The organism is Vibrio sp. 10N.261.51.F11 (assembly GCF_041471665.1).
Classification (GTDB): domain Bacteria; phylum Pseudomonadota; class Gammaproteobacteria; order Enterobacterales; family Vibrionaceae; genus Vibrio; species Vibrio crassostreae_C.
Genome location: NZ_JBFROW010000111.1, coordinates 1 through 11112, shown reverse-complemented (window position 1 = coordinate 11112; position 11112 = coordinate 1). Strand labels below are relative to the sequence as shown.

11 protein-coding genes and 5 tRNA genes are annotated in these 11112 nt (G+C 44.6%); 10 read left to right on the top strand and 6 right to left on the bottom strand.

All coding sequences use genetic code 11. The features are described from left to right. Positions 1–103 precede the first annotated feature (103 nt). The 6 genes from kdsA to hemA all read right to left on the bottom strand — a co-directional run bounded on the left by kdsA (position 104) and on the right by hemA (position 5617). The gene (kdsA, locus tag AB4351_RS22055; protein ID WP_017069619.1) at positions 104–958 is read right to left on the bottom strand and encodes a 3-deoxy-8-phosphooctulonate synthase; all 855 of its coding nucleotides are present in this window, start codon (positions 956–958) and stop codon (positions 104–106) included. Positions 959–980: 22 nt separating this feature from the next. After that, the gene (locus tag AB4351_RS22050) at positions 981–1790 is read right to left on the bottom strand and encodes a SirB1 family protein (RefSeq protein WP_017064164.1); all 810 of its coding nucleotides are present in this window, start codon (positions 1788–1790) and stop codon (positions 981–983) included. Positions 1791–1796: 6 nt separating this feature from the next. Next, positions 1797–2180, bottom strand: coding sequence for a SirB2 family protein (locus AB4351_RS22045; protein WP_009848726.1), 384 nt, complete (start codon positions 2178–2180; stop codon positions 1797–1799). A 194-nt stretch (positions 2181–2374) separates the two neighbouring features. Next, a complete protein-coding gene (gene prmC / locus AB4351_RS22040) occupies positions 2375–3235 on the bottom strand; it encodes a peptide chain release factor N(5)-glutamine methyltransferase (protein WP_017062314.1) in 861 nt (286 codons plus the stop codon). Positions 3236–3240: 5 nt separating this feature from the next. Next, positions 3241–4329, bottom strand: coding sequence for a peptide chain release factor 1 (gene prfA / locus AB4351_RS22035; protein WP_017062313.1), 1089 nt, complete (start codon positions 4327–4329; stop codon positions 3241–3243). Between the two features lie 28 nt (positions 4330–4357). Next, positions 4358–5617, bottom strand: a complete 1260-nt coding sequence (gene hemA / locus AB4351_RS22030) for a glutamyl-tRNA reductase (RefSeq protein ID WP_017062312.1) — start codon at positions 5615–5617, stop codon at positions 4358–4360. 160 nt (positions 5618–5777) lie between these two features. On the opposite strand from hemA, the gene lolB reads away from it, so the two are divergent. The 10 genes from lolB to AB4351_RS21980 all read left to right on the top strand — a co-directional run bounded on the left by lolB (position 5778) and on the right by AB4351_RS21980 (position 11106). Then, the gene (lolB, locus tag AB4351_RS22025; RefSeq protein ID WP_017067135.1) at positions 5778–6425 is read left to right on the top strand and encodes a lipoprotein insertase outer membrane protein LolB; all 648 of its coding nucleotides are present in this window, start codon (positions 5778–5780) and stop codon (positions 6423–6425) included. After that, on the top strand, positions 6422–7297 hold the full coding sequence (ispE, locus tag AB4351_RS22020) for a 4-(cytidine 5'-diphospho)-2-C-methyl-D-erythritol kinase (RefSeq protein ID WP_170962373.1): 876 nt from the start codon (positions 6422–6424) through the stop codon (positions 7295–7297). The genes lolB and ispE overlap by 4 nt, the downstream gene beginning before the upstream one ends. A gap of 27 nt (positions 7298–7324) precedes the next feature. Continuing rightward, a complete protein-coding gene (locus tag AB4351_RS22015; RefSeq protein ID WP_004739814.1) occupies positions 7325–8269 on the top strand; it encodes a ribose-phosphate pyrophosphokinase in 945 nt (314 codons plus the stop codon). Between the two features lie 223 nt (positions 8270–8492). Continuing rightward, on the top strand, positions 8493–9083 hold the full coding sequence (gene pth / locus AB4351_RS22010; protein WP_004739815.1) for an aminoacyl-tRNA hydrolase: 591 nt from the start codon (positions 8493–8495) through the stop codon (positions 9081–9083). Between the two features lie 10 nt (positions 9084–9093). Next, complete coding sequence (ychF, locus tag AB4351_RS22005; protein ID WP_010439159.1) at positions 9094–10185, top strand: redox-regulated ATPase YchF; 1092 nt, start codon at positions 9094–9096, stop codon at positions 10183–10185. A gap of 280 nt (positions 10186–10465) precedes the next feature. After that, positions 10466–10542, top strand: a tRNA-Met gene (locus AB4351_RS22000). Between the two features lie 65 nt (positions 10543–10607). Further along, positions 10608–10692: transfer RNA gene (locus AB4351_RS21995), tRNA-Leu, on the top strand. A 28-nt stretch (positions 10693–10720) separates the two neighbouring features. After that, a tRNA-Gln gene (locus tag AB4351_RS21990) sits at positions 10721–10795 on the top strand. Positions 10796–10872: 77 nt separating this feature from the next. Next, positions 10873–10949: transfer RNA gene (locus AB4351_RS21985), tRNA-Met, on the top strand. 72 nt (positions 10950–11021) lie between these two features. Continuing rightward, positions 11022–11106: transfer RNA gene (locus tag AB4351_RS21980), tRNA-Leu, on the top strand. Positions 11107–11112: the final 6 nt, after the last annotated feature.

Genomic DNA, 11112 nt, shown 5'->3' with positions numbered 1-11112 from the left:
CGCTAATCCGCGATGAACCTAAAAAAAAGCCCAATTCAGAGAACTGGGCTTTCTTAGATCAACTTTGTTAAATAACGTTTCCGTTACTTCACATCCATCTCAATTATTTAATATCAATATGCTCAAAGCCTTTGATAAGGTCATCAAGTGCTTTCATCTGCTTCAAGAACGGCTCTAGTTTGTCTAGAGGTAGCGCAGATGGGCCATCACAACGAGCTTGGTCTGGGTTTGGGTGAGCTTCAATGAACAGACCCGCAATACCCGTAGCAAGACCCGCTTTAGCAAGTTCAACCGTTTGCTCACGACGACCGCCAGATGCAGCACCTGATGGGTCACGCATTTGTAGAGAGTGCGTCACGTCGAAGATGATTGGGCTACCGTTTGAAGACTTCTTCATTACGCCAAAGCCAAGCATATCCACAACAAGGTTATCGTAACCCATGCAAGCGCCACGCTCACAAAGGATGATGTTGTCATTACCGCACTCAGCGAACTTATCAACGATGTTGCCAACTTGATTCGGGCTCATGAACTGAGGCTTCTTCACGTTGATTACCGCGCCAGTCTTAGCCATTGCTTCAACAAGATCAGTTTGACGAGCTAGGAATGCAGGTAGTTGGATTACATCAACCACATCCGCAACAGGCTGAGCTTGAGCTTCTGTGTGGATATCAGTAATGATCTTCACGCCGAAAGTATCTTTCAGCTCTTGGAAGATTTTAAGACCTTCTTCCATTCCTGGACCTCGGTATGAATGAACTGAGCTGCGGTTCGCTTTATCAAAAGACGCCTTAAATACGTAAGGGATGCCTAGCTTTTCGGTTACTTTTACATAGTGCTCACAGATCTGCATAGCAAGATCGCGAGATTCAAGAACGTTCATGCCTGCAAATAGCGTAAATGGCTTGTCGTTTGCAATTGGCATATCGCCAATGTGAACTGTTTTTTGTTCCATCATATTCTCTCTAAGTAATTATTAATTAGTGAACTACCACTGTCTTTTCGTTCATGACGTTCACTTGAGATTTCAGTAACTCAGATGCAGGGTCATCTGGGCATTGGTCGATAAAATATTGATAATCGGTTGCGGCTACTTGGTGACAGTCTAGCTGCTGATAGATAAAACCGCGGTCACGGATTTCATATGGGTCATCAGGTACAAACGTCAAAGCAAGGTCAGTACACTTCAATGCAAGTGTATAACGCTCTTCTCGCAGCAGTGCACTCTTGAGCAGGGCTAACCACTTACCAATAATCGTTGGGTGGTCGGCGACTTCTAGGTGCTCAGGTTTCACCTTAGCTAATGGGCCATCATGGCCAATTAGCCATGCTCGCAGCGTTTGTTCGCCAACGTACTCACCGTTATAAGGGTTAATGTAGGCCGCAGCTTGCCCGTACCAACTTACTTTAAGTAAGAATTGAGTCGGAAAAGAGACGCCCTCTACAGGAAAGCCTAGCTTGCGACCTAGAAAAAGAAAGATCGCCCCCAGACTCACTGGAATGCCTTTCTTTCTCTCAAGCACTTTATCGATGAACGCGTTTTCCGAAGAGAAATACGCATCTTTATCGCCAGCAAAACCCCATTCATAAAAGAATAGTCGAATAAAAGATTCAAACTTCTGCTGTTCATCGGTTTCATTAACCAAAGCAAACTCGGCGTCTTTTAACAATCTCGCCAGCTCTTGCTCTGCCCAACTGTCTTGAGTTTCTGGGTTAATCGCTTTATTTAAGATCAATGCACCTTCAGCTAACTCTAGCTGGTCAAAGTCTTCATCAAAAAATTCGTACATAGATAGTTAACCGAAAAATGTTGGTGTCTTGGTCATTGCGATTTTGCCTGCCATCGCTAACCAGCCAAGCGCACCAAAGAAAGAGAATACTCTCAGTAGCTTGTTTTTACCTAGCTTAAGCGCAAAGAAACCTAATGCGATGTAAGCCATAACACAAGTTAGTTTTTCGGTTAACCATGGTGCTGCTGGTGTAAATGGAATAAAGCCAGTGATGAAAATCAAACCAATACCCGATAGCAATAGCAACGAGTCATTGATATGAGGGAAACGCTGCAAGAAAGGATGCTTAAGCTTAGGTGAGTTAGCCATCATAAGAGCGAAACGAATCGAGAGAAGTAGCGCACTTATAGCAATCGTTAATAGGTGAAAATGTTTTAGACCTTCGTACATGGTATTCCTTTATATTTTTATATGTGCTTTCGTTAACACGAGCCTCACAATACCCGTTAATGCTCTGTAGTTCTGCATAAAATCTCTGTATTTCTGCGTTAAATGCATTATCGGGTTAAATGTATTGTCGAGTTAAAGGTATCAATTTAGCAAGTTCATCATCCATTGCTCACAAGACGATTAACAATCACTAACTATGAACAGTAACGACCCAATGTCACTCGGTCATTACCACCGTAATCTTTCTCTGTGACAACATCGAGATAACCGAGCGCCTGCATAATCTCACGAACTGCCAAACCTTGGTCATAGCCGTGTTCAAATGCTAACCAACCTTCATTTTCCAAAAAGCCACGTGCGTTTTCAGAAATGTATCGAATATCTGCAAGCCCTTTCTCTTCAGCAACCAGTGCTGTGATCGGCTCAAAACGCACATCGCCTTGAGACAAATGAGGATCATTCTTCTCAATGTATGGCGGGTTAGAAACAATCAGAGAGAATTTCACAACGCCTTCAGAGCTCAAAGGCTCAAACCAACTACCATGCAAAAAAGTCGCATTGGTGATGTTGAGACGCTGTGCATTCTCTGTCGCAAGCTGCTGCGCTTCAGGGCGAAGATCAATACCCGTCACCTGTCGATTCGGCATCTCAGACGCCAATGCTAACGCGATAGCACCTGTACCTGTCCCTAAATCGAGAATCGCGCCTTGCTTGCCAAAGGTTTTATCCAACGCTACTTCAACCAAACGCTCGGTATCTGGGCGTGGGATTAATGTAGAAGGGGAAACTTTTAACGGCAGTGACCAAAACTCACGCTCACCGATAATGTAAGCCACAGGCTCACCGGTTAAGCGACGTTTTAGAAGGGCATTGAATTCAGACTCTTGCTCAGAGGTGAGATGCTTCTCAGGCCAAGTCAGTAGGTAAGATCTTGGTTTATCTAAGGCGTGACAAAGCAGTACCGCGGCATCAATAGAGGGTGATGTGTTATCACCCTCTTGAAGCTTTACGATTGCTGCTTTTAAAGCACTTTCAACCGTATATGCTGACTGCATACTGGTTAGTTGTTCTCTGCAAGTGCAGCAAGCTGATCGGCTTGGTGCTCTTGAAGTACAGGATCAAGCAAGCTTTGCATGTCACCTTCAAGTACTTCGTTAAGACGGTAAATTGTAAGGTTGATACGGTGATCCGAAACACGGCCTTGTGGGTAGTTGTACGTACGAATACGGTCACTACGGTCACCCGAACCTAGTAGGTTACGACGTGTATCAGAAACCGCTGCCGCGCGGCGCTCTTCTTCTGCTTGAACAATACGAGCAGCAAGAACAGCCATCGCTTTCGCTTTGTTTTTATGCTGAGAACGCTCGTCCTGACACTCTACTACTGTACCCGTTGGTAAGTGAGTAATACGGATTGCTGAATCCGTGGTGTTAACGTGCTGACCACCCGCGCCTGATGCACGGAAAGTATCAATTTTAAGGTCGCCCGCTTTGATTTCTGGAAGATCCGCTTCTGGGATCTCAGGCATAACCGCAACCGTACATGCTGACGTGTGAACACGGCCTTGAGATTCGGTTTCAGGTACACGTTGTACACGGTGACCGCCTGACTCAAACTTCATGGTGCCGTAAACAGCGTCGCCACTAACCTTAGCGATCATCTCTTTGTAGCCGCCTTGCTCAGAAGCATTGCTGCTCATGATTTCAACACGCCAACCTTTCTTCTCAGCAAACTTAGAGTACATACGGAACAGGTTGCCCGCGAAGATACCTGCTTCATCACCACCCGCACCTGCGCGGATTTCTAGGAAACAGTTACGCTCATCGTTTGGATCTTTTGGAATAAGAAGAATCTGTAGCTCATCAGTCAGACGCTCAATTGCTGCTTTCGCATCTTTGATTTCATCTTGAGCCATTTCACGCATTTCTGCGTCGTCTTCGTTTGCCATCTCTTCAGCAGCTTCTAGATCTTCTTTCGCTTGCTGGTATGACTGGAAGCAAGCTGTCACTTCTTCAAGTTGAGAGTATTCTTTCGAAAGTGCACGGAATTTGTCTTGATTCCCGATTACATCTGGATCACCAAGTAGATGTTGAACTTCTTCATAGCGTTCAACAAGTGTTTCAAGCTTTACTAGAATCGAGGCTTTCATAATGTCTTATCTTGTTGGAGGTCTAATATTATTGAGGGTTTTCTAAGCCCAAACTCTGTCTAATGACCATTAATTTTGCAGGTTCTCCTTGCTCAGCTGCACTTTGAAGTGCGCGCGTTGGAGCATGGATCAATTTGTTTGTGAGCTTATTGCTGAGCTCGAGTAAAACTTTTTCAGGGTCACCGCCAGCGGCAAGCGATTGTAAACTTTTACTTAATAATTCTTCGCGGATTTCGTTAGCCGATTTACGGTAATCTCGAATACTGTCTACCGCTTGTAAAGAGCGCATCCAACTCATGAACGCGGCACTTTCTTCACTGACGATCGCTTCAGCTTGAATCGCTTCAACTTTACGTTGTTCGATATTGCCATCAACAATCGACTGCAAATCATCAACCGAATAAAGGTAGGCATCATTTAGATCACCAACCTGCGATTCCACATCACGTGGAACGGCAATATCAACCAATAACATCGGCTGATGCTTTCTTGTTTTTAGAGCAGTCTCAACCATACCCTTACCGATAATAGGCAATGGACTTGCGGTTGAGCTAATTACGATGTCCGCTCGATGAAGATGATCAGGGATCTCATTCAGGCTGATCACTTCAGCACCAAATTCTTCTGCTAGCCCTAGAGCACGTTCTCGAGTTCGGTTCGCCACAATCATTTTTGTACAGCCATTCGCCGAAAGGTGCTTAGCCACCAGCTCAATGGTTTCACCCGCACCAACCAGTAACACGGTTGAATCTGCGATGGATTCAAAAATATGCTTGGCTAAGGTACAGGCTGCGTAAGCTACAGAAACCGCGCTTCCGCCGATTTCAGTTTCAGTTCGAACACGCTTCGCAACAGAAAATGATTTCTGGAATAGTTTTTCCATTGAAGCATCAACGGATTTGTTCTCTCGCGAGTCCGTATACGCTTGCTTCACCTGACCTAAGATCTGCGGTTCACCCAAGACTAAAGAGTCCAAACCACAAGCAACGCGCATTAAGTGTTTAATCGCCGCCTGCTCTTCATGGATATAAAGGCTTGGCTTTAGCTCTTCTGGGCTAACTTGATGGAAAACCGACAACCAATCGATGAGTTTGTTTTTAGCCACGCCTTTAACGTCGCAATACACTTCAGTTCGATTACAGGTAGAAAGTATGACACTTCCATTCACGTGTGCATTTGCGTTAAGTTGCTTGAGTGCCTCAGATAATTTATCTGGACCAAAAGCGACTTTTTCTCGCAATTCAACCGACGCTGTATTGTGATTGATACCTACGGCAAGCAAAGACATGTATCAGAAGTTCTCGATCAGGGAATGGAAACAAGGGGCGAATTTTACTTGATGCATGGCTCTATTTAAAGAGCAAGCGGGATTTGTTTTCCTGAGTTCGTGAATTCAATGCTATAGTTGAAGCGTTTTTTAGATAAATTTGAACAAGTTGTGAGCAAACATGAGCAAGCTTCTCAAAATCGCGTCTCTTATTTTTATGGCCATAACTATGGTGGGTTGCTCGTCTATCCCAGAACAACCAACCAGCGTTGAATGGCAAAGTCATCAAGATCGGCTTTTACAGATAGACAACTATCAAGCCTCAGGCAAGCTCGCTTACATTTCTCCAGAGCAACGTCAAAGCCTAAATTTCATTTGGAAACATTCACCAAATCAAAGTCAATTAAGGCTCACTACTTTTCTCGGTCAAACTGCACTGAACCTAACCATAGATCCATCGGGTGCAAAAGTCGTGACCTATGGCGATCAAGTATTTACTCATGCGAGCGCTTCAGTCTTGGTTGAGCAGCTGACAGGTTTACAGATCCCTATTGATCACCTGCCACAATGGTTCCTTGGCATTCCAGACCAAGCCGATAGCTACCAATTGAACACGACCAACACGCTTGAATCTCTCACCAAACAAGTCAGCAACCAATTATGGACACTGAGTTTTGCTAACTATCGCAATACAGAGATGCCGAATAAGCAACTATCGGGTGAAGACAACACTAAGGTAGAGATAATCCCACTCCCTACTCGATTGTCATTCAAGCAAGACAATAACAAAATCAACATTGTAGTTTCGAAGTGGACACTGAAAAGATGATAACAACGCCAACCCATTGGCCTTCTCCGGCTAAACTGAATTTATTTCTCTATATCACTGGTCGACGTGACAATGGCTATCACGAACTTCAAACTTTATTTCAGTTTGTCGATTTTGGTGATGAACTGACGGTTACCGCAAACTCAGAAACTAGCTCGATAACAATCACACCAGAAATCCCTGGGGTAGCACTTGAAGACAACCTGATCTGGAAAGCCGCTACTGCGCTACAGCAATATACCTCAACCTGTTTCGGTGCCGATATTGAACTCAAGAAAGTACTGCCTATGGGTGGCGGTATTGGCGGAGGCTCTTCAAATGCAGCAACCGTGTTGGTCGCTCTGAATTATTTATGGCAACTCAACCTGTCAGACGATCAACTCGCCGAGATCGGTTTGAAGCTTGGTGCTGACGTTCCTGTCTTCGTTCGAGGCCACGCCGCCTTTGCTGAAGGGGTTGGAGAACAATTGTCACCAGCTAATCCGGATGAAAAATGGTATCTAGTCGCCAAACCTCAAGTGAGCATAGCAACTGCAGACATATTCAAACATTCAGAATTAACTCGAAATACGCCAAAGCGAGCGCTAGCAACGCTTCTAGAGCAAGAATACGTAAACGATTGCGAAAAAATTGTGCGAATGCTGTACCCAGAGGTTGATAAGCAACTTTCATGGCTGCTACAATACGCGCCGTCGAGATTGACTGGTACAGGTTCGTGCGTTTTTGCTGAATTTAACAGCAAAAAAGAAGCCGAATTGGTGCGAGAACAACTGCCTGACACAGTTTCCGCTTTCGTAGCGAAAGGAAGAAACATTTCTCCTTTAAAAGAAACTCTGGCTGAATACCAATCAGCCCACCCACAATCTATTTAAAACTGGACGCAACCCGAGGTTTCCACCGTGCCTGATATGAAGCTATTTGCTGGTAACGCAACACCTGAACTAGCCCAACGTATTGCTGATCGTCTATACATCTCTCTTGGCGATGCTACTGTAGACCGTTTTTCTGATGGCGAAGTCGCTGTTCAAATCAATGAAAACGTTCGTGGTAGCGATGTATTCCTGATTCAATCAACTTGTGCACCAACCAATGACAACCTTATGGAATTGGTGGTAATGATTGACGCAATGCGCCGTGCTTCTGCTGGCCGTATTACTGCTGTAATCCCTTACTTCGGTTATGCCCGTCAAGATCGTCGTGTACGTTCTGCTCGTGTGCCAATTACTGCAAAAGTTGTTGCAGACTTCCTTTCTAACGTTGGCGTTGACCGCGTTCTTACTATCGACCTACACGCAGAGCAAATCCAAGGCTTCTTCGATGTACCTGTTGATAACATCTTCGGCACTCCAGTTCTTCTAGAAGACATGGCTAACCGTGGCCTAGAAAACCCAGTAGTGGTTTCTCCAGACCTTGGTGGTGTTGTACGTGCTCGTGCAACGGCTAAAGCGCTAGGTGATGTTGACATCGCTATCGTTGATAAGCGTCGTCCACGTGCTAACGTTTCTGAAGTAATGAACCTAATCGGTGATGTTGAAGGTCGTGACTGTGTTATCGTTGATGACATGATCGATACGGGTGGCACACTATGTAAAGCAGCTGAAGCGCTTAAAGAGCGCGGTGCTAAGCGTGTATTCGCTTACGCAACTCACGCTGTTTTCTCTGGTACTGCTGCGAACAACATCAAGAACTCTGTTCTAGACCAAGTTATCGTAACGGATTCTATCTCTCTATCTCCAGAGATGGCTGCGACGGGTAAAGTGACAACACTTAGCCTTTCTCGCATGCTTGCTGAAGCGATTCGTCGTATCAGCAACGAAGAATCAATCTCAGCGATGTTCAACTAATCAAAGCCCAATAGCTTTTTTTACAAAAGCTTGGTTTTAGAAACACGCGAGAGAAAGATATTAAGCACTTCAGTCAATGAAGTGCTTTTTTTATGTCTGAGTAATATTGCACTGCTAGTTATCACAAACAGGAATAATCGCGCAGCTATCAGCTAGCTCGCACCTTTTTCATAAACTGTGATATCATACGGCGCTTTTTGAAATCCCAAGAGAGATCCATACCTTGAGCCAACAAATAAAACTTCTCGTTGGACTGGCTAATCCAGGTCCAGAATACGCCAAAACTCGCCACAACGCGGGCGCTTGGGTAGTTGAAGAATTAGCGCGTGTACATAACGTGACACTAAAGAACGAACCAAAGTTCTTTGGCCTAACGGGTCGTATCATGGTTCACGGTGAAGATCTTCGTTTGCTGATCCCAACGACTTTTATGAACTTGTCAGGCAAAGCAGTTGCAGCCTTAGCAAAGTTCTACCAAATTAAACCAGAAGAGATCATGGTCGCTCACGATGAGTTAGATCTGCCTCCTGGTATTGGAAAGTTTAAAAAAGGTGGTGGTCATGGCGGACATAATGGTCTGAAAGACATCATCAGCAAGCAGGGTAACAATAAAGAATTCTATCGTCTTAGATTAGGCATCGGCCATCCAGGACACAAAGATAAAGTTGCAGGTTATGTATTAGGCAAAGCTCCTCAAAAAGAGCAAGAGTGTATCGAGGCCGTCGTTGACGAATCGGTTCGCAGCCTAGACATCTTATTAAAAGATGGCCTACCAAAAGCACAAAATCGCTTACATACGTTCAAAGCAGAATAAGGTTTATATCATGGGTTTTAAATGTGGCATCGTTGGTCTACCAAACGTTGGTAAGTCAACTCTGTTTAACGCACTGACTAAAGCAGGCATCGAAGCAGCAAACTTTCCATTTTGTACGATCGAACCAAACACAGGTATCGTTCCGGTTCCAGATCTACGCTTAGATGCATTAGCAAAAATTGTTAATCCACAGAAGATCCTTCCAACGACAATGGAATTCGTAGATATCGCGGGCCTAGTTGCTGGCGCATCTAAAGGTGAAGGTCTTGGTAACAAATTCCTAGCTAACATCCGTGAAACTGACGCTATCGGTCACGTTGTACGCTGCTTTGAAAATGAAAACATTGTTCACGTTGCTGGCAAAGTATCTCCAATTGAAGATATCGAAGTGATCAACCTAGAACTTGCGCTGGCTGACTTAGACAGCTGTGAGCGTGCAATTCAACGTAACGCGAAGAAAGCGAAAGGCGGCGACAAAGACGCTAAATTCGAAATCACTGTACTAGAAAAGCTACTTCCAGTTCTAACTGAAGGTGGTATGGCACGTACTGTTGAACTTGGCAAAGAAGAAGCGGCAGCAATCGGCTACCTAAACTTCCTAACGCTTAAGCCAACAATGTACATCGCAAACGTTGCAGAAGATGGTTTTGAAAATAACCCATACCTAGACGCTGTTCGTGAATACGCAGAAAACGAAAACAACGTTGTTGTTGCTGTTTGTGCAGCAATCGAATCAGAGCTTTCTGAGCTTGATGACGAAGATCGCGAAGAGTTCCTTGCGGATATGGGTATCGAAGAACCAGGTCTTAACCGAGTGATCCGCTCTGGTTACGAACTACTGACTCTTCAGACTTACTTCACAGCTGGTGTTAAAGAAGTTCGTGCTTGGACAATCCCTGTAGGTGCAACTGCGCCACAAGCAGCGGGTAAGATCCACACAGACTTCGAGAAAGGTTTCATCCGTGCTGAAGTTGTTGGATTCGATCACTTCATCGAATTTAATGGTGAGAGCGGTGCGAAAGACGCAGGTAAATGGCGCCTTGAAGGTAAAGAATACATCGTTAAAGATGGTGACGTTGTTCACTTCCGCTTCAATGTATAATTCTGATTAAACATCTAGAAAAAAGGCCAGTGAATTCACTGGCCTTTTTGTTTTTCCCCTTTCTAAATTGTCCCTCACCAGAAACTTAACTTCCTATATATATCGCCTTTTAGACCTGTTTTTTGTCGACAAATACGCCTCTTTGCCTAAAAAGAAACCGAACAGATGTTTATTCGCGATTTATTCAAAAAAAAAGTTGACGGGTTTCACTCAACTCCGCATAATGCGCCCCGTTCACAGCGAAGCGGCAACGTTTCGAAATGAGCAACAATATGGAAATGGCTACTTAGCTCAGTTGGTTAGAGCACATCACTCATAATGATGGGGTCGCAGGTTCAAATCCCGCAGTAGCCACCATTTCCTAAGCACTCTATTTGATATTAAAGTTTGTCTTTAGTAACAAAGAGTTTTTAGGAAATAACGCGGTCGTGGCGGAATTGGTAGACGCACCAGATTTAGGTTCTGGCGCCGAGAGGTGTGAGAGTTCAAGTCTCTCCGACCGCACCATATTGAGATGTCTTTAAGATATCATTGTTGGGCTATCGCCAAGCGGTAAGGCACCGGCTTTTGATGCCGGCATTCCCTGGTTCGAATCCAGGTAGCCCAGCCACTATTTAAAGTGTAATTATCTTTAAAAAGATAATGGCATTGAAAGCAAGATTATATTATATTGTCTCGCTCTCAGATGGCTACTTAGCTCAGTTGGTTAGAGCACATCACTCATAATGATGGGGTCGCAGGTTCAAATCCCGCAGTAGCCACCATTCTTTCTTCGAGAAAGAAAAGACAACGTTTTATTGAATCACCAATATTCAGTATGACTATAAAGATTTGCTGCGGTCGTGGCGGAATTGGTAGACGCACCAGATTTAGGTTCTGGCGCCGAGAGGTGTGAGAGTTCAAGTCTCTCCGACCGCACCATTATTT

Excerpts from the sequence above, each read along its gene's own strand:
- kdsA (WP_017069619.1), bottom strand. The coding sequence starts at position 958 with ATGATGGAACAAAAAACAGTTCACATTGGCGATATGCCAATTGCAAAC.
- AB4351_RS22050 (WP_017064164.1), bottom strand. The coding sequence starts at position 1,790 with ATGTACGAATTTTTTGATGAAGACTTTGACCAGCTAGAGTTAGCTGAA.
- AB4351_RS22045 (WP_009848726.1), bottom strand. The coding sequence starts at position 2,180 with ATGTACGAAGGTCTAAAACATTTTCACCTATTAACGATTGCTATAAGT.
- prmC (WP_017062314.1), bottom strand. The coding sequence starts at position 3,235 with ATGCAGTCAGCATATACGGTTGAAAGTGCTTTAAAAGCAGCAATCGTA.
- prfA (WP_017062313.1), bottom strand. The coding sequence starts at position 4,329 with ATGAAAGCCTCGATTCTAGTAAAGCTTGAAACACTTGTTGAACGCTAT.
- hemA (WP_017062312.1), bottom strand. The coding sequence starts at position 5,617 with ATGTCTTTGCTTGCCGTAGGTATCAATCACAATACAGCGTCGGTTGAA.
- lolB (WP_017067135.1), top strand. The coding sequence starts at position 5,778 with ATGAGCAAGCTTCTCAAAATCGCGTCTCTTATTTTTATGGCCATAACT.
- ispE (WP_170962373.1), top strand. The coding sequence starts at position 6,422 with ATGATAACAACGCCAACCCATTGGCCTTCTCCGGCTAAACTGAATTTA.
- ychF (WP_010439159.1), top strand. The coding sequence starts at position 9,094 with ATGGGTTTTAAATGTGGCATCGTTGGTCTACCAAACGTTGGTAAGTCA.